Origin of the sequence: Serratia sp. BIGb0163, from assembly GCF_024809935.1 — a bacterium.
Taxonomy (GTDB): domain Bacteria; phylum Pseudomonadota; class Gammaproteobacteria; order Enterobacterales; family Enterobacteriaceae; genus Serratia; species Serratia quinivorans.
In genome coordinates this window covers 1,066,703-1,083,665 of sequence record NZ_JANUDZ010000001.1, presented here as the reverse complement: position 1 = coordinate 1,083,665, position 16,963 = coordinate 1,066,703, and the positions used below count along the sequence as shown (strand labels likewise).

General features: G+C 53.5%; 18 protein-coding genes. 11 read left to right on the top strand and 7 right to left on the bottom strand.

Annotated features, from left to right (window positions below; genetic code table 11):
• Nucleotides 1–82: 82 nt before the first annotated feature.
• On the bottom strand, nucleotides 83–517 hold the full coding sequence (gene slyA, locus M2406_RS05340) for a transcriptional regulator SlyA (RefSeq protein ID WP_012144945.1): 435 nt from the start codon (nucleotides 515–517) through the stop codon (nucleotides 83–85).
• Between the two features lie 180 nt (nucleotides 518–697).
• Between slyA and M2406_RS05335 the strand changes: the two genes are divergently transcribed.
• From M2406_RS05335 to M2406_RS05325, 3 genes are read left to right on the top strand one after another with little or no spacing between them, the layout of a single operon-like run.
• On the top strand, nucleotides 698–934 hold the full coding sequence (locus tag M2406_RS05335) for a DUF1656 domain-containing protein (RefSeq protein WP_012144944.1): 237 nt from the start codon (nucleotides 698–700) through the stop codon (nucleotides 932–934).
• Between the two features lie 3 nt (nucleotides 935–937).
• On the top strand, nucleotides 938–1,795 hold the full coding sequence (locus M2406_RS05330) for an HlyD family secretion protein (protein WP_012144943.1): 858 nt from the start codon (nucleotides 938–940) through the stop codon (nucleotides 1,793–1,795).
• A 9-nt stretch (nucleotides 1,796–1,804) separates the two neighbouring features.
• Entirely contained in the window at nucleotides 1,805–3,832 is a 2,028-nt protein-coding gene (locus M2406_RS05325) for an FUSC family protein (protein WP_135344358.1), read from the top strand.
• 9 nt (nucleotides 3,833–3,841) lie between these two features.
• On the opposite strand, the gene sodC is transcribed toward M2406_RS05325, so the two are convergent.
• Nucleotides 3,842–4,363 carry a superoxide dismutase [Cu-Zn] SodC gene (sodC, locus tag M2406_RS05320; protein WP_259189065.1) on the bottom strand — a complete coding sequence of 174 codons (522 nt, stop codon included), beginning with the start codon at nucleotides 4,361–4,363 and terminating at the stop codon, nucleotides 3,842–3,844.
• A 240-nt stretch (nucleotides 4,364–4,603) separates the two neighbouring features.
• Between sodC and M2406_RS05315 the strand changes: the two genes are divergently transcribed.
• Nucleotides 4,604–6,454, top strand: a complete 1,851-nt coding sequence (locus tag M2406_RS05315; RefSeq protein WP_135344359.1) for a polyurethanase — start codon at nucleotides 4,604–4,606, stop codon at nucleotides 6,452–6,454.
• A 66-nt stretch (nucleotides 6,455–6,520) separates the two neighbouring features.
• On the opposite strand, the gene M2406_RS05310 is transcribed toward M2406_RS05315, so the two are convergent.
• The 3 genes from M2406_RS05310 to M2406_RS05300 all read right to left on the bottom strand — a co-directional run bounded on the left by M2406_RS05310 (nucleotide 6,521) and on the right by M2406_RS05300 (nucleotide 8,707).
• Nucleotides 6,521–7,417, bottom strand: coding sequence for an aldo/keto reductase family oxidoreductase (locus M2406_RS05310; protein ID WP_259189063.1), 897 nt, complete (start codon nucleotides 7,415–7,417; stop codon nucleotides 6,521–6,523).
• Nucleotides 7,418–7,516: 99 nt separating this feature from the next.
• Nucleotides 7,517–7,756: a DUF1289 domain-containing protein gene (locus M2406_RS05305; RefSeq protein WP_012144938.1), complete on the bottom strand. Its 240-nt coding sequence runs from the start codon at nucleotides 7,754–7,756 to the stop codon at nucleotides 7,517–7,519.
• A gap of 21 nt (nucleotides 7,757–7,777) precedes the next feature.
• Nucleotides 7,778–8,707, bottom strand: a complete 930-nt coding sequence (locus M2406_RS05300) for a LysR substrate-binding domain-containing protein (protein ID WP_189636444.1) — start codon at nucleotides 8,705–8,707, stop codon at nucleotides 7,778–7,780.
• A gap of 123 nt (nucleotides 8,708–8,830) precedes the next feature.
• On the opposite strand from M2406_RS05300, the gene M2406_RS05295 reads away from it, so the two are divergent.
• The 4 genes from M2406_RS05295 to M2406_RS05280 all read left to right on the top strand — a co-directional run bounded on the left by M2406_RS05295 (nucleotide 8,831) and on the right by M2406_RS05280 (nucleotide 13,177).
• Nucleotides 8,831–9,472, top strand: coding sequence for an NAD(P)-dependent oxidoreductase (locus M2406_RS05295; protein ID WP_017892667.1), 642 nt, complete (start codon nucleotides 8,831–8,833; stop codon nucleotides 9,470–9,472).
• A gap of 162 nt (nucleotides 9,473–9,634) precedes the next feature.
• On the top strand, nucleotides 9,635–11,272 hold the full coding sequence (gene eptA, locus M2406_RS05290) for a phosphoethanolamine transferase EptA (RefSeq protein ID WP_012144935.1): 1,638 nt from the start codon (nucleotides 9,635–9,637) through the stop codon (nucleotides 11,270–11,272).
• Between the two features lie 102 nt (nucleotides 11,273–11,374).
• Nucleotides 11,375–11,995 carry a TetR/AcrR family transcriptional regulator gene (locus M2406_RS05285; protein ID WP_012144934.1) on the top strand — a complete coding sequence of 207 codons (621 nt, stop codon included), beginning with the start codon at nucleotides 11,375–11,377 and terminating at the stop codon, nucleotides 11,993–11,995.
• Nucleotides 11,996–12,079: 84 nt separating this feature from the next.
• Nucleotides 12,080–13,177, top strand: a complete 1,098-nt coding sequence (locus tag M2406_RS05280; protein ID WP_017892664.1) for an alkene reductase — start codon at nucleotides 12,080–12,082, stop codon at nucleotides 13,175–13,177.
• Nucleotides 13,178–13,247: 70 nt separating this feature from the next.
• Here the strand turns inward: M2406_RS05280 and idi are convergent, their stop codons facing one another.
• Nucleotides 13,248–13,787, bottom strand: coding sequence for an isopentenyl-diphosphate Delta-isomerase (gene idi / locus M2406_RS05275; RefSeq protein ID WP_115184785.1), 540 nt, complete (start codon nucleotides 13,785–13,787; stop codon nucleotides 13,248–13,250).
• Between the two features lie 331 nt (nucleotides 13,788–14,118).
• Here idi and gloA point away from each other — a divergent pair, with 331 nt between their 5' ends.
• Nucleotides 14,119–14,526, top strand: coding sequence for a lactoylglutathione lyase (gene gloA / locus M2406_RS05270; RefSeq protein ID WP_259189062.1), 408 nt, complete (start codon nucleotides 14,119–14,121; stop codon nucleotides 14,524–14,526).
• A gap of 78 nt (nucleotides 14,527–14,604) precedes the next feature.
• A complete protein-coding gene (gene rnt, locus M2406_RS05265) occupies nucleotides 14,605–15,285 on the top strand; it encodes a ribonuclease T (protein ID WP_259189061.1) in 681 nt (226 codons plus the stop codon).
• Nucleotides 15,286–15,353: 68 nt separating this feature from the next.
• Here the strand turns inward: rnt and M2406_RS05260 are convergent, their stop codons facing one another.
• A complete protein-coding gene (locus M2406_RS05260; protein WP_012144929.1) occupies nucleotides 15,354–15,701 on the bottom strand; it encodes a Grx4 family monothiol glutaredoxin in 348 nt (115 codons plus the stop codon).
• Between the two features lie 414 nt (nucleotides 15,702–16,115).
• On the opposite strand from M2406_RS05260, the gene M2406_RS05255 reads away from it, so the two are divergent.
• Nucleotides 16,116–16,937 carry a C40 family peptidase gene (locus M2406_RS05255; protein WP_112363795.1) on the top strand — a complete coding sequence of 274 codons (822 nt, stop codon included), beginning with the start codon at nucleotides 16,116–16,118 and terminating at the stop codon, nucleotides 16,935–16,937.
• The last annotated feature ends 26 nt before the right edge of the window (nucleotides 16,938–16,963 follow it).

Below are 16,963 nucleotides of genomic sequence, written 5' to 3'. Positions count from 1 at the left end.
ACCTAGCGGGTAAAACCGGAGGCTTTAGGCCTCCGGTTTCATTTCCGATGCTGTGAAATCTAATCGTATAAAGAAGAAGTTCTTATTGTTTATTTTGCAGTTCAGTAATGTTTTGTTCCAACTTGCCAATCAAACCTACCAACAATTGCACTTCGTCAGTGGTAATCCCACTCAAAATTTCACCACGCGTCGAACTGATCACGCTGTCCACCTCCCTGATAATGGGATCGGCAGCTTCAGTCAGCTTGATACGCTTCGCACGCCGGTCGTTGGCGCAGGTGTGGCGAGTAATCAGCCCCTTTTCTTCTAACTGGTCCAGAGTACGAACCAATGACGGTTGCTCAATGCCGATCGCCTTGGCCAGCTGGATTTGCGACTGCTCCGGCGGTAAACGATTGATACTGTGCAGGGTTACCCAATGTGTTTGCGTCAGCGCCAGCGGCTTGAGCCGATGATCGATCAGCGCGCGCCAAACACGAACTAATCGTGCTAAATCGGAACCTAATGTTGACTCCACTTACCCCTCCTTATAATTAGCATGCTAACATACCCTCCCAGAGTTTAGACTATTTTGAGTAACTAACATTAAAAACACAAATGTATATAATGTATATTGTGGAATTAGCCACCATTTTGGCCAGTTATTGTTTATTCTCTATGCAAAGACTCAACATATTCACTCATCGGGATTGTTAATGTGAATACTTCATGGCTCCATGCCTCGTCCCCGCTACCCGATTTGGTGCTGGGCGCCTCGCTTTATTTTCCACCCATATTTAAGGCTGTGTTGCTTGGCCTGGTTTTATGGCTACTGGTACACCACCTGTTGCGAGACTGGATTTATTCCGGCGAAATTTGGCATCCCATGCTGATGGATTTGTCTATTTTCGTCATTGCCGTCAGCGGCGCCCTGTGGCTTTTAGCAAGTTGGTAACCGATGACACATAAAACATTAAAATATTTTTCTACGGTAATCGTCTGTGCCATTGCCATCTGTGCCGGCTGGTGGTTGTGGAATTATTATATGCAATCCCCGTGGACCCGTGATGGAAAGGTACGCGCCGAACTCGTCAATATCACACCAGAAGTTTCTGGAAGATTAGAGAAAATAACCGTTCATGACAATCAGTTCATACCTGCGGGAAGTCTGATTTTTGCGATCGACCCCGTGCCATACCAGATTGCGCTCGACAATGCTGAGGCCGCACTGGCAAAAGCACGGTCCGATATGGCCAAAACCGACCATGAAGCGGCTCGCCGTCGCAGCCTGCCAAAAAATGTTATTTCTGCAGAAGATATGGATGAGTCAAATTTAGCAGCCCAGGCAATGAAAGCGGCCTATAAAGCCGCTCAGGCCAATCTGGAACAGGCCAAATGGAATTTAAGTAAAACTAAAATTTATGCCCCTACCGATGGCTATATCACCAATTTACAAGCCCGGGTCGGAAACTATGCCAGTGCCGGGACTCCGCTGGTCGCACTGGTCGACGTACATTCTTTTTATGTCCTCGGCTATTTTGAAGAAACCAAGCTAAAGCATATAAAAGAAGGCAATAAAGCGGATATCGTTTTATATAATGGCAACACTCAGCTCCGGGGCGAAGTAGAAAGCATTGGCCGCGCCATTTACGATCAGAGCGTTGAAAGCAGCAGTGATTTATTAATGGACGTGAAGCCCAACGTGCCTTGGGTACGGCTGGCACAGCGCGTACCGGTGCGGATAAAACTGCTGGATGTGCCTGCTGATTTACCCTTGGTCGCCGGCACCACCTGCACCATCTCCATTCATCAGTAAGGCTTACCAGTGAACCTGCCTTTTTTGGAATGGAACCGTACCCCCTGGGGGAAAGCCAGCGCTGGGCAATGGCGTTATGCGCTGCGCAATTCACTGGCGATGTGCCTTTCGTTATGGGTAGCGTTCGTCCTCAATCTTGACGAGCCTTACTGGGCACTCACCTCAGCGGCGGTGGTCAGTTTCCCCACCGTCGGTGGCGTGATCAGTAAAAGCATCGGGCGAGTTTTCGGCAGTCTGGTCGGTGCTGCCGCGTCAATGGCCATCGCCGGTCATTGCCTGAACGATCCCTGGCTGTTCACGCTGTTCATTGCCGCCTGGATCGGCCTGTGCACTTACATCTCCAATCATTATCAAAACAACGTCTCCTACGCCTTTGCATTGGCGGGCTATACCGCCGCCATCATTGCCTTTAGTACGGTCAACGTAACCGACACCCAGCAAATCTTTGATATCGCCCAGGCGCGCGTTTGCGAGGTGATTACCGGTATTCTGTGCGGCGGCCTGATGATGATGATCCTGCCCAGCACTTCGGACGGTGAAGCACTGTTGACCTCTCTGCGGCGCATGCACCTGCGGTTGCTGGAGCACGCCGCAATGCTGTGGCAACCCGAGATCACCGTACAGATGCGCACGTCACATGAAGGGGTCATCGGCCAGATCCTGACCATGAACCTGCTGCGTATTCAGGCCTTCTGGAGCCACTACCGGCTGCGTCGGCAAAATAACCTGCTCAACTATATGCTGCATCAACAACTGCGCATTACCAGCGTGATCTCCAGCCTGCGGCGCATGCTGCTGAACTGGCCGGATCGCCCGGCCAACCTGGCGACCGTTTTGGATCAGTTGCTAAACGAGCTACGCAATCCCGATACCGATAAATACCGGCTGGCCCGCATCCTGCAGCAGATAGCGCCGCAGGATCCTGCCGATTACCGCCACCGCGCCTTTTGGCTACGCCTACGCCATTTCTGTTGGTTGTACCTTAACTGCAGCCGATGGTTGCAACGGTTGGAGAACGCCACCCCGGTCAGCGAGATACAGCCGCCACGTGTGACTTCTCTGGCTCGTCATACCGACAGTTACGAGGCCGCCTATAACGGCCTGCGCACTTTTCTGTGCATTATCCTCGGCTGTGCTTACTGGATTAACACCCAGTGGGACGCCGGCAGTTCGGCACTGACGCTGGTCGCCATCAGCTGCGTGCTCTATTCCTCCACACCTTCGCCGATCAACAGCATCACTACCCTGCTCAAAGCGGTAACGCTGCTTTCGATCGTCTGTTTTTTGGTGAAGTTTGGCCTGATGATTCAGATAGATGATTTGTGGCTGTTCTGCGCCTTCCTGTTCCCGGTGCTGGTCACCATGCAGATGCTCAAGCTGCAGAATCCCTCCTATGCTGCACTCTGGGGGCAACTGATCGTGTTTATGGGCTCGTTTTTGTCCGTCACCAATCCGCCAAGCTACGATTATCAGTCGTTTATCAATGACAGCATCGGCAAAATTGTTGGCGTGCTATTAGCCGGCATGGCGTTCCAGATCTTGCGGCCGAGCTCAGACAAACGCAAAAGTAGGCGCATTATCCGCGCCCTACGGCGAGACTTTATCGATCAACTGAGTAAAAAACCGCAGCAGAGCGAGAGCCAGTTTGAATCGCTGATTTATCACCGCATCAGCCAATTGAATCAAAGCCAGGATCAAGAGGCACGCAGTTGGTTATTGCGCTGGGGCGTGGTGCTGCTCAACTGCAGCCATATCGTTTGGCAACTGCGCGACTGGCAGACCCGGTCCGATCCGCTCTCGGCGGTGCGCGACGTCTGCATTCACTGTTTGCGGGGCATTATGACGGAGAAAGGCGTACAGCACCGTTCGCTGGACGCCAGCCTGCAGGAGCTGCAGCGCATGAGCAATGCGTTGGCGCACCACCCGGAACAGGCGGCGCGCGATCTTGCCGGATTAATTTGGCGGCTTTATTGTTCGTTGCAACAGTTGCAGCAGGCCATCACCCCGCCTGACAGTACCGCGGCAACCGCGAGCTAAGCGTCTTTATCACTTAATGACGCCGCAGGCGAAACGCTCCCCTCCGCCCCCCAGCGGTTTCGGGCTATCGGCGTGGTTATCGCCCCCGGCGTGCACCATCAGCGCCTTGCCGGTTATTTCACTGATTTTTTTCAGCCGCGGCGCCAATACCGGATCCTTGGCCATGCCGTCGTTGGTCACGTAAATCGCCGGCAGATCCCCCAAATGGCCGTCGGCATAGGGGCCAAGGTGTTTACCGGTTTTTTGCGGATCAAAATGTCCGCCCGCGGCCAACGCCGCAACCGCCTTGCCCTCTTTCATCCCCGGCTCGCAACTGCCGTTCTCATGAACGTGGAAGCCATGTATCCCGGCCGGTAACGCTTTGAGCTGTGGGGTAAACAGCAGACCGTAGGGCGTTTCACTGATCGTCACTTTGCCAATCTCCTGGCCAACTCCCTGTCCGGTCACCAGATTCATGTCAACATCCGTCGTCGCCGCCTGGGCGACTCCGCAGGCCATCAGGCCGAAGGCCGCATACCAATAATGTTTCATTAATCAATCTCCTTGGATTTCCTGTGAGTATTGAGTATACGAGAATATGTGACGCCGACGCTCAAAATGCGCACAATTTTGCCGATCAAATTCGCATTATTAATAATTCATACTAATAATAATTCTACCGACATCGGTCCTCTGACCAGCTGTCGTTCGGTATATCCTCTCTACCAGCACAAGCTGCAATAGCTATTCAAAGATCACCCCGGCACTGCAGCTAATTCATAAGGAACTGATATGGGAATCTTTAATTATCAAGAGCTCGACGAGGCAAAATCCAAGGCGTTATTCACTGACGCCCTGGCGATTTCCACCTATGCCTATCACAATATCGATAACGGCTTCGATGAGGGCTACCACAATACCGGTTTTGGGCTGGGCTTGCCCTTCACGCTGGTGACGGCGTTAATTGGTAGCACGCAATCACAGGGTGGGTTACCCGGCATTCCCTGGAACCCCGACTCGGAAAAGGCGGCGCTGGCGGCGGTAAATAACGCCGGTTGGTCATTGATAGGGGCCGACCAATTGGGTTATAGCGGTAAAACCGACGCGCGTGGTACCTATTACGGTGAAACGCTGGGTTATACCACCGCCCAGGCTGAAGTATTGGGTAAATATGACAGCGAAGGTAATCTCACCTCCATTGGTATTGCTTTTCGTGGCACCAGCGGCCCACGCGAATCCCTGATTACCGATAGCATTGGAGATTTGATTAATGACCTGCTGGCCGGTTTTGGCCCTGCCGGTTATGCCGATAATTACAGCCTGAAGGCCTTTGGTACCCTGCTGGGGGATGTCGCCAAATTTGCCCAGGCGCACGGGCTGAGCGGCGATGATGTGACCATCAGCGGCCACAGCCTGGGCGGGATGGCGGTGAACAGCATGGCGGCGCTCAGCGACGACAATTGGGGCGGCTTCTATGCGCAATCAAGCTATGTGGCTTTCGCCTCACCCACACAATACGAGACCGGCGGCAAGGTGATTAATATCGGCTATGAAAATGACCCGGTATTTCGTGCGCTGGACGGCACCACGTTAACCCCGGCAACTTTTGGCGTGCATGATGCGCCGCAGGAGTCCGCCACCAATAATATCGTTAATTTCAACGATCACTACGCCTCTGCCGCCTGGAATATTCTGCCCTTCTCAATCCTGAATATTCCAACTTGGCTATCCCATCTGCCATTCTTTTATCAGGACGGCTTGATGCGGGTGCTGAATTCAGAGTTTTATTCGCTGACCGGCAAAGACTCGACGGTGATTGTCTCCAACCTCTCGGATGTCACCCGCGGTACTACCTGGGTTGAAGATCTCAATCGCAATGCCGAAAAACACAGCGGCCCGACCTTTATTGTCGGCAGTGACAGCAATGATTTAATCAAGGGCGGCACCGGCAACGATTATCTTGAGGGGCGTGCCGGTAATGACACTTTCCGCGACAACGGTGGTTTCAATATAATTTCCGGCGGCGAAGGCAATAACACCCTGGATCTGCAGCAAGCATTGAAAAATAGCGAGGTCGCCTACGACGGCAATACGCTCTACCTGCGTGACGCCAAAGGCGGCATCACTCTGGCCGAGGATATTGGCACACTGCGCACTAAAGAAACCTCCTGGATAATCTTCAGCAAAGAGCTGGATCATCAGGTTACCAGCGCCGGATTAAAATCGAGCGAAGGGCTAAAAGCCTATGTTTCGTCGCTCAACGGCGGCGCGGGCGATGACAACCTGCAGGCGCGTGCCAATGATAAATGGCTGTTCGGCGACGATGGCAACGACACCCTGCTTGGCCATGCCGGCGGCAATTTAACCTTCGTCGGCGGCGCCGGTAACGACGTCATACACAGTCAGGGCGGCAGCAACACCTTCCTGTTCAGTGGCGACTTTGGTCAGGACCAGATTTACGGCTATCAGGCGCAGGACAAACTGGTCTTTATGGGGACCGATGGCAGTAGCGAAGGCGGCAACTTCCGAGATTTCGTTTCTGAAGTGAACGACAATCTGGTGTTTAACTTTGGCGGCAATACGGTCACGCTGGTCGGACTGGGGCTTAACAGCCTGTCGGACGGCCAGGTGGTGCTGGCCTGAGCCCTGAGGAATCAAAAAGTAAAACCGGGCAGTCACCGCTGCCCGGCTTCTTATGATTATAGTGATTTAAGGTACGTCGTAACCCAGGGCCGCCTTGCGAATACGGAACCACTGCTGACGACTCAACGTCAACTGCTGCGCCTGCAGCGCCGAACGCACGCGCTCAATCTTGCCGGAGCCAATAATCGGCAGAGGAGACGACGGCAAACGCATCACCCAGGCGTACACCACCTGTTCGATAGACTCGGCGCCAATCTCCAGCGCCACCGCCTGCAGCTCATCGCGCAGTGGCTGGAATTCGGCGTCGCTGAACAGACGGCCGCCGCCCAAACAAGACCAGGCCATCGGCTTGATGCGCAATTGCTGGCACTGATCCAGCGTGCCATCCAGAATAGCCGGCTGATGGATCGGCGAAATCTCCAGTTGATTGGTCACCAGTGAGAACGGCAGACGCGACTGCAACAGCGTGAACTGCGTCGTGGTGAAGTTGGATACGCCGAAATGGCGTACCTTGCCGCTTTTATGCAGCGCCACAAAGGCTTCGGCCACCTCATCGGCATCCATTAACGGATCCGGACGGTGGATCAGCAGCAGATCGAGGTAATCGGTATGCAGATGCTCCAGTGAGCGTTCCGCACTGTCAACGATATGCTCACGGTCAGTAATGTAGTGGCCAATCGGGTTACCCGGTTTGGCGGTGGTGGCGATACCGCATTTGGACACCAGTTCCATCGACTGGCGCAGTGAAGGCTTCAGGCGCATCGCTTCACCAAAGGCTTGTTCGCAGGCATAGCCGCCGTAAATGTCCGCATGGTCAGCGGTAGTGACACCCAGCTCAATATGCTGCTCAATAAACGTCAGCAACTGCTGTGGTGACATGCCCCACTCCATCAAACGCCAGTATCCGCAAATCATGCGGGAAAATTCAGGCCCCTGCGGCGCGAGCTGTACACGGTTTACCATTGTTGAAACCTCATGACATTGTTTAATGCCAGCATACACAAGCGGATAACACGGTGGGAAGCGGAAAGCCGCGCTTACGTGCGGCAGATCAGAAATGACTTAGAACAACGACGGTTGTTCCGGCAAGGGCTCATCCGGCTGTTTACTGGCTCGCTGCAGGCGCAGCAAGCGTTGGTGGCACAGACGCAGCACGTCGCGTTTTTGTGCATCGCTCATTTGCATCCAGCCAAAGCGTTCCTCGCGGCTGCGCAGGCAACCACGGCAAAAGCCGCGATCGTCGGCCTGACAAATGCCGCGACACGGGCTGGGGATATCAAAAAACTCGAGCTGCTGCGCCACACGTCCTCCTGCGTTCTCTTGCTAATTGAAGACGCCATCGGCGCCGCTGGCAAGTGACTTTTCGGCATGTCGGTGAAAATAGTCGCGTAAATAACGCAGCGCCTGACGATTTTTCTCCGGCATTGCCCGTTCTAGCGTCAGCGCGTGCAGCCGCAGCGGGGCCGGTCGCCATTCAGGCATCAGTTGGATCAGTTCACCGCGCTGCAATTCATCCTCTATTTCATACAGCGGTTGAATCGAAATCCCCAGGCCGCTGCGAGTGAAGCCGCGCATCACGGTCATGCTATCGCTGACGATCTGCCCTTCCGCCAGACGTAATTTTAGCTGCTGACCGCCCTGATGATGCAAATCCAGATGCGCCCCGCTGAAAGCGCCCGAGATCCAGCGATGCTGCACCAGGTCCTGCGGCGCTTCCGGCACCCCGTACTGGCTAAGGTAGCGCGGAGCGGCACACAGCACCATTGGCCATTCGGCCAGTGGGTGAGCAATCATATTGGCATCGGCCAGTTGACGATTGACCCGCAGTGCAATGTCGATCCGTTGTTCGATCATGTCGACGATTCGATCGTCCGCCAACACCCGCAGAGTCAGTTTGGGGTGTGCCTGCAGCAGCGGTGCCAGCGCCTCTGCGAGCGGACGGCCGCCGATGCCAATGGTCGTAGCGATACGCAGCTCCCCCACCAGAGTGTCACGCAACTCGGCCAGCCGTTGTTCAGCCTGCTGCGCCTGAAACAGCATTGCCTCGCAGCCGGGGTGAAATGCCGCCCCTGCCTCGGTCAGCGCCAACCGTCGTGTAGAACGATGTAACAACGGCACACCGAGCGCTTTTTCCAACGAACGCATATGCTGGCTGACCGCCGATGGCGTCATGCCCAGCCGCCGGGCCGCGCCGGCAAAGGATCCTTCCGCCACCACGGTAGCGAAAACCGCCATTCGATTCAGTTTATCCACGATTATGAAGTTTTACTTACTCAAGAAAGCATGAATATGGCACTAATCAACTCTATTGTTAAGTACTACATTGTAGATACGCGCTCAGGTGAATCTGAGCTGATACACGACAGGAGCAAACAGATGAAAGTAGCCATTATTGGAGCAACAGGTTTTGTTGGCCGCCGCGTGGTGGATGAAGCGCTGAACCGCGGTTTGCAGGTCACGGCGATTGCACGTCAGCAAAAAGATTTGCCTGACAACGCAAACCTGACCATCGCTTTGGGCGACGTCGCCGACACCGAATGGCTGGCAAAACAGCTAACCGGTCAGGACGCGGTGATCAGCGCCTTTAATCCGGGTTGGGCGGAAGAAGATCTGTACGAGAAAACCACCAGGGGCTCCCAACAGATCCTGGACGCGGTGAAAAAATCCGGCGTCAAACGCCTGTTGGTGGTTGGCGGTGCCGGCAGCCTGGAAGTGGCTCCGGGCGTTGAACTGGTCGATACTCCGCAGTTCCCGGAAAATATCCGTCCGGGCGCTCAGGCCGTACGTGATTTACGCAATAAATTGCGCAATGACTCTCAACTGGACTGGACCTATTTGTCTCCGGCGGCACTGCTGGAGCCCGGCAAGCGTACCGGTCAGTTCCGTCTGGGCACCACCAAACTGCTGATGAACGGCCAGGCCCCGGCGGGTATCTCCGTGGAAGACCTGTCGGTAGCGATTATCGATGAGATCGAAAAACCGCAGTTTATTAAAGCGCAATTTACCGCCGCCTATTAATCATTCTCGCCTTAATCCCCCGCGCCAGACCGCCCGGTCTGGCGTCTTTCAAGCTAAACCAAAATTAAACAACTCTGCCACCAAACTGAATCTCTAAGGTTTTCTTAAGTTTCATCCTGTAAATTTCAGCGCATTACACAATATCAGGATTCAGATTTGGCAATGTCGTTACGTCAACGCTTACAGTGCAACAGCCTGGGTTTTATCCTCGCCAGTGCCTTATTCTTCACTCTGTTCCAGAATGCGTTATTCCTTCATAAGGCCTGGTCGTATATCACCTTCGATAACCTCCACAGCGTGATTTTCGCCGCCACCATGCCGGTGGTGATTTTCTGTGCGCTGAATATTATCTTCAGCGTGCTGACCGTGCCGTTCTTACGCAAGCCACTGATGATTTTCTTCCTGCTCGGCAGCGCGGCCGCCAACTACTTTATGTTCAGTTACGGCGTGGTGATCGACGGCAATATGATGCAGAACGCCTTCGAAACCAATCCCCAGGAAGCAACGGCGCTGTTGACACCGCGCATGGGTCTGTGGCTGTTCCTGCTGGGTATTCTGCCTGCGGTATTGGTTTGCTTTATCGAAATCCGTAAAACTCGCCCATGGTGGTACATGGTCGGGTTGCGTGCCGCTAATGTGATGCTCTCGGTAGTGGTGATCCTGATTATCGCCGCCCTGTTTTATAAGGATTACGCCTCGCTGATCCGCAATAACAAAAGCGTGGTGAAAATGCTGACGCCGTCGAACTTCGTTTCCGGCACCATCAAATTTACCCAGCAACGTTACTTCACCCGCAATTTGCCGCTGGTGAAAATCGGTGAAGATGCACGTAAAGGGCCAGTAATCACCGCACAGCAAAAGAAAACCCTGGTGATCCTGGTGGTCGGGGAAACGGCGCGTGCCGAGAACTTCTCATTGGGCGGCTATGAGCGTGAAACCAATCCGCGTCTGAAGCAGGACAACGTGGTGTATTTTAAAAACGCCAGTTCCTGCGGCACCGAAACCGCGATCTCCGTGCCTTGCATGTTCTCCAACATGCCACGCAAGGATTATGACGCCACCCAGGCTACCCATCAGGAGGGCATGCTTGACGTACTGGCGCATGCCGGTGTCAATGTGTTGTGGCGTGAAAACGACGGCGGATGCAAAGGTGCCTGCGATCGCGTGCCCCACGTTGACATGACCAAGCTAAAACTGCCGCAGGATTGCGACGGTGAAGTCTGCATGGATAACGTGCTGCTGTATAAACTTAACGACTACATCAACAGCCTGAAAGACGACGGCGTGATAGTGCTGCACCAGATGGGCAGCCACGGGCCGGCCTATTTCCGTCGCAGTACGCCAGAGTTCCAGAAGTTCTCACCCACCTGCAACAGTAATCAGATCCAGGATTGCAGCCACGAGCAGTTGGTGAATACCTATGACAACTCGCTGCTGTATACCGACGCCATGCTGGACGACACCATCAAGCTATTGCAACAGCATAGTGACAAGTTCAACACCGCGCTGGTGTATCTCTCTGACCACGGTGAATCGCTGGGCGAAAACGGCATGTATCTGCACGGCACCCCTTATGTGTTTGCGCCAAGCCAGCAGACCCATGTCCCCTTCCTGATGTGGATGTCTGCGGACTATGAGCGCAACTTCAAGGTTGATCGCCAGTGCCTGAGTACCATGGCAGAAAAGGATGATATCTCGCAGGACAACCTGTTCCACACCATGCTCGGCATGCTGAACGTGCAAACCCGTGAATATCAACCGCAGCTCGATATTCTGCAACGCTGCCGGGGAGCCGCCTAAGGGCTTAACTTCCGCACTTTATTCAGGCAAAGTATCACTCATCGTAACCGGCATTTTTATGCCGGTTTTTTTATTGTATTGACCTAGACCAATCGGTCTATTATGCTGACACCCATTATGACAAAACATGCGCACTGCCCTACAGATACCCGTGAACATTTGCTCGCTACCGGCGAGACCCTCAGCCTGCGCCTCGGTTTTACCGGCATGGGACTGAGCGAACTGCTGAGCACGGCGGGCGTGCCAAAAGGCTCGTTCTACCACTACTTCCGGTCGAAGGAAGTGTTTGGCGAAGCGATGCTGCAGCGCTATTTCGAACACTATGATGCGGCAATGCAGCAGCTGTTTGCCGACGATAAAGGTGATGCACGCCACCAATTGTTGAGCTATTACGCTCAGGCGATCAGCTACCACTGCCGCAGCGAATGCCATAACGCCTGCCTGGCGGTGAAATTGTCTGCCGAGGTGAGCGACCTGTCGGAACCCATGCGTCATGCGCTGGAAACCGGCAGTGCCCGGGTGATTGGTCACCTGCAGGATACGATCGAACGCGGGATCCGCGAAGGTTCATTGTCGCTGGCCATGAGCCCGGCGGCCACGGCGGAAACGCTGTACTCCCTGTGGCTTGGCGCCTCTTTACGCGCCAAAATCCGCCACTCGGTCGCCCCGCTGACCAGCGCGCTGGAAAGTATTGAACTGTTGTTGCGTCCGGCGCAGCGCTAAAAAAACCTGATTTATCATGAATTGCCGCATTGGGCGGTTTTACATTCGTTACTAGTCGACCGGTCTATTAATATAGGATGCACTATGAAGATTGAAAAATTGTTCTCCCCGCTGAAGGTTGGCGCTGTAACCCTGCCGAACCGCGTGTTTATGGCCCCGCTGACGCGCCTGCGTAGCATTGAGCCTGGTGATATCCCGACACCGCTGATGGGGGAATATTATGCCCAACGCGCCAGCGCGGGTCTGATTGTCACAGAAGCCACCCAGATTTCTTTCCAGGCGAAAGGCTATGCCGGCGCACCGGGGCTGCATACCCCAGAGCAGATCGCCGCGTGGAAAAAGATCACTCAGGCGGTGCATGACAAAAACGGCCATATCGCCGTTCAGCTGTGGCACGTAGGCCGTATTTCCCATAACAGCCTGCAGCCAGGCCAACAGGCTCCGGTTGCCCCTTCTGCGATCAATGCCGACACCCGTACTACCGTGCGTGACGAAACCGGGGCCTGGGTACGAGTACCAACCTCTACCCCACGCGCCCTGGAAACTGAAGAGATCCCAGGCATCATTAACGATTTCCGCCAGGCGACTGCCAACGCTCGTGAGGCCGGTTTCGACTTTATCGAACTGCATGCGGCGCACGGCTATCTGCTGCACCAGTTTATGGCTCCGGCATCTAACCAACGTACCGATCAGTACGGCGGCAGCATCGAAAACCGCACTCGCCTGACACTGGAAGTGGTTGACGCCAGCATCGCTGAATGGGGTTCAGAACACGTCGGTATCCGTATTTCACCGCTGGGCCCGTTCAACGGCCTGGATAATGGTGAAGATCAGGAAGACGCGGCGCTGTATCTGATTGAAGAGCTGAACAAGCGTAACATCGCTTTCCTGCATATTTCCGAACCCGACTGGGCCGGTGGCAAGCCTTACTCCGATGCCTTCCGTGACTCGGTACGCGCCCACTTTAAAGGGGTGATTGTCGGTGCCGGTGCCTATACCGCCGAGAAAGCAGAAGAGCTGATCAATAAAGGCTTTATCGACGCCGTGGCCTTTGGCCGTAGTTATATCGCCAACCCGGACCTGGTTGAGCGCTTTAAGCAGAGCGCTGAGCTGAACGAACCTAAACCGGAAACATTCTACGGTGGTGGTGCTGAAGGCTACACCGACTACCCAACGCTGTAAGTAAAACAGCAAAGCCCGCCGGTATGCCAATGCCGGCGGGCTTTTTGCCATTTAGCGGGAAACCTGTCAGTTAACTCGCAGCCAACCTTGCCCAACGTTCCATTTCATTGGCGCCAAGATCCTTCATTATTGTCAGAAACCAAACGGTAAACTTTTCAGGATTGCGCGTTGTTTCATCCGTTAATTGCTGAATATCAGTCCACGACCAACTATGGGCCTCTTCAGGCGCCCCCTGCGGTTTGCCGTCAAATAACCCGACGTAGATATGATCGAATTCGTGCTCAATTAAATCGCCGGGTACCGCAGCCTGATAGGTAAAACTGGAAACTTGTTGTAGCTCAGTGCTGAACCCCATCTCTTCCTGCAGGCGGCGCTGAGCCGCGGCCAGCGTTGACTCACCCCAGCGCGGGTGGCCACAGCAACTGTTGGTCCATAGCCCGGCCGAGTGATACTTACTGAATGCCCGCTGTTGCAACAGCAGGCGGCCCTGGCTATCAAAGATAAAAATTGAAAATGCCCGGTGCAGTAACCCCTGTTGGTGTACCCGCGTTTTGCTTTGGGAGCCAATGGCATTATCATCAGCATCCACCAGAATTAGCATTTCATCCATTGATCGGCTCCTTCGGCAAACGCGATGTTCTCGTACTGAAAAAAGTCATATTAACCAGATCCAAATTTATAAATTAATCCCGCCCAATCCGGACGCAACAACATTATCGTGACGCGCCATCCCTTGCAGTGGTTATAGTACCTATTTCCACCCGCCACACGGCGACAAAGTGTGCGGTTGTGTTACCCTGCCGAACTGATGAGTGACAACGTCACTGATGTAGTAATGCTCCCTGCCGTGGCATACATTGAAATCCCTTATGCGGCAACGCTATACTGGATTTGCTTCAATCCATCCGCCATTGGCAACGGCACATCCAATCAGAGGAATTATGCGCTTACTCCATACCATGATCCGCGTCGGTGACCTGCAACGCTCCATCGACTTCTATACCAAGGTATTAGGCATGCGCTTGCTGCGTACCAGCGAGAACCCGGAATACAAGTACTCACTGGCGTTTGTAGGCTATACCGATGAAAGCGAAGGTGCGGTGATTGAACTGACCTATAACTGGGGCACCGACAGCTACGAAATGGGCACTGCATTCGGCCACCTGGCACTGGGTGTGGATGATGTCGCCGCAACCTGTGACAGCATTCGTAATGCCGGCGGCAAGGTCACTCGCGAAGCCGGCCCGGTCAAGGGCGGCACCACGGTTATCGCCTTTGTTGAAGATCCGGACGGTTATAAAATCGAACTGATCGAAAACAAACACGCCGGCCACGGCCTCGGCAACTAAGGTCAACCAGGGGCGCTTACTGCGCCCTTGTTTTTCCCGCGTGATTACCGCCTGCAACCGGGCGCAAAATTTGCCATAATGAGCGCTGCATTCGATGAAGATAAGAAACTGATGGCCGAAAAAAGTGATCTTAACGCCCTGAGTGGCCGTTTTCGTGGGTTTTACCCCGTAGTAATAGATATAGAAACTGCCGGATTTAATGCCAAAACTGACGCGCTGCTGGAGATTGCCGCCGTTACGTTAAAAATGGATGAAGACGGCTGGTTGCAGCAGGACGAAACCCTGCATTTTCACGTGGAGCCTTTTGAAGGTGCCAACCTTCAACCCGAAGCGCTGGCTTTTAACGGCATAGATCCGAGTAATCCCCTGCGCGGTGCGGTCAGTGAATACGATGCACTGCACGCTATTTTTAAAGCGGTGCGCAAGGGCATTAAGGATCGCGGCTGTAACCGGGCGATAATTGTGGCGCATAACGCCAATTTTGATCACAGTTTCCTGATGGCTGCCGCCGAGCGTGCCAGCCTGAAACGCAATCCTTTCCATCCTTTCGCCACCTTTGACACCGCGGCGTTAAGCGGACTGGTGTTGGGACAAACGGTACTGGCCAAAGCCTGCATTGCCGCCGATATTCCCTTCGATAGTGCCCAGGCCCATTCAGCGCTGTATGACACCGAGCAAACCGCTCAGCTGTTCTGCGAGCTGGTTAACCGCTGGAAACGCCTTGGCGGTTGGCCGCTGGCGGTCACGAATACCGACTAAGAAAAAAATCGGGCGGCCCAGTATTAGCTGGCACCGCCCGATGACTTTCAACAATAAAACCGAGCCGATTATGGCTGCTGGTCTTCCTGCTGTTTGTACTTCTCTGCCGTTTCTTTGATCAGCTGCTGCAATTCGCCGCGCTGATACATTTCCATGATGATATCACAGCCGCCGACCAGCTCACCGTCTACCCACAGCTGCGGGAAGGTCGGCCAGTTGGCGTATTTCGGCAACTCGGAACGGATGTCCGGGTTCTGCAGAATATCAACGTAAGCAAAGCGTTCGCCACAGGCAGACAGTGCCTGCACGGCTTGCGCCGAGAAACCGCAGTTTGGCAATTTCGGTGAACCTTTCATGTACAGCAGAATTGGGTTCTCAGTGATCTGGTGCTGAATTTTTTCAATCGTCGTCGTCATTATATTGCTTCCTCAAGCCAAATCTCATGGCTACAACATGCATCACACTGGCTATTGTAGCGGCTGGAACAGTTGCAAGAAAACGCCATCTTTTGCAAGGGCATTCCCCCGTTGTCAGTCGCGTCTCACCGGCAGGGCCTTTCCGGTCAAAACATATGCTCAGAATAACATTTTTAATCCGGCCATTTCACTAATATATTTCCTGTCAAAAAGTGTACCTTAATAAATTCCCTGGCGGTCATTGTTGGTTTTTTATACATCAACAGTTTGATTTTTCGGCAAAAAAAATGCTATTAACGTTTTCTCACAATATGGATTATCATTTATGAGTTCTTCGCTGTTTTATATGGCGAAATTCGGGAATACTGTCACTCATTCGATATCTGTTCCGGGGCCAAGGTTGGTAACGTCGACATGCGTTTAATTCTTACGCTTTTTGTGCTGTTGTTTACACAGCTATTCTTTAATCTGGCGCATGCAGCGCCACAGGCACGTGTTGCCGCTGAGCAGCGCAAGAGCCACGTAAACGAAGCCCGGCCGGATGACCGCAAGAAAAAGAAAGCGGTTAAGGCCAGCAGCAAAAAAGTAAAAGTCACTACTCCGCAGAAAACCGCCAAGGTCTCCAAAGCCAAAACAGAAAAAACCGCTAAAAAGATCGTTAGCACAAAATCGAAAAACAAAACTCATAAAATAGCCAAAATTAAAGTGACCCCGCCGAAGAAGGGCTATAAAAAAGGCTATGGGCGCCATCGTGAAACCGGTATGGCAACCGCCAAATTGGTGGCTGACGAAAAACCACTGAAGCTTAGCCCTGCGCACAAAAAACGCTACCAGCATGCCAAGCAAACCGCGATGGCCAAGCTGATGGATCAAATGGGTAAACCTTATCGCTGGGGTGGCTCCTCGCCAAGAACCGGCTTTGACTGTAGCGGTCTGATTTATTACGCCTATAAAGACATCGTTAAAATTAAAATGCCACGTACCGCCAACGAGATGTATCACCTGCGTGACGCAGCGCCGATCAAGAAGAGTGAGCTAGAAAGCGGCGATCTGGTATTCTTCCGCATTAACAACCGCGGCGTGGCCGACCATGTTGGGGTTTATTTGGGTAACGGCAAATTCATTCAGTCCCCGCGTACCGGTGAAGAAATCCGCATCAGCCAGCTCGATAACGACTACTGGCAAAACCACTACATCGGCGCACGCCGGGTAGTCACGCCAAAAACCATTCGATAAGCTCCCTTGCGGCTGGCACTGTCAGC

What these genes read in the sequence shown, in the direction of transcription:
- gloA (WP_259189062.1), top strand. Translation starts at nt 14,119, where the DNA reads ATGCGCTTACTCCATACCATGATCCGCGTCGGTGACCTGCAACGCTCC.
- M2406_RS05330 (WP_012144943.1), top strand. Translation starts at nt 938, where the DNA reads ATGACACATAAAACATTAAAATATTTTTCTACGGTAATCGTCTGTGCC.
- M2406_RS05285 (WP_012144934.1), top strand. Translation starts at nt 11,375, where the DNA reads ATGCTGACACCCATTATGACAAAACATGCGCACTGCCCTACAGATACC.
- M2406_RS05255 (WP_112363795.1), top strand. Translation starts at nt 16,116, where the DNA reads ATGCGTTTAATTCTTACGCTTTTTGTGCTGTTGTTTACACAGCTATTC.
- M2406_RS05260 (WP_012144929.1), bottom strand. Translation starts at nt 15,701, where the DNA reads ATGACGACGACGATTGAAAAAATTCAGCACCAGATCACTGAGAACCCA.
- M2406_RS05315 (WP_135344359.1), top strand. Translation starts at nt 4,604, where the DNA reads ATGGGAATCTTTAATTATCAAGAGCTCGACGAGGCAAAATCCAAGGCG.
- sodC (WP_259189065.1), bottom strand. Translation starts at nt 4,363, where the DNA reads ATGAAACATTATTGGTATGCGGCCTTCGGCCTGATGGCCTGCGGAGTC.
- rnt (WP_259189061.1), top strand. Translation starts at nt 14,605, where the DNA reads ATGAGCGCTGCATTCGATGAAGATAAGAAACTGATGGCCGAAAAAAGT.
- M2406_RS05310 (WP_259189063.1), bottom strand. Translation starts at nt 7,417, where the DNA reads ATGGTAAACCGTGTACAGCTCGCGCCGCAGGGGCCTGAATTTTCCCGC.
- M2406_RS05295 (WP_017892667.1), top strand. Translation starts at nt 8,831, where the DNA reads ATGAAAGTAGCCATTATTGGAGCAACAGGTTTTGTTGGCCGCCGCGTG.
- idi (WP_115184785.1), bottom strand. Translation starts at nt 13,787, where the DNA reads ATGGATGAAATGCTAATTCTGGTGGATGCTGATGATAATGCCATTGGC.
- M2406_RS05280 (WP_017892664.1), top strand. Translation starts at nt 12,080, where the DNA reads ATGAAGATTGAAAAATTGTTCTCCCCGCTGAAGGTTGGCGCTGTAACC.
- eptA (WP_012144935.1), top strand. Translation starts at nt 9,635, where the DNA reads ATGTCGTTACGTCAACGCTTACAGTGCAACAGCCTGGGTTTTATCCTC.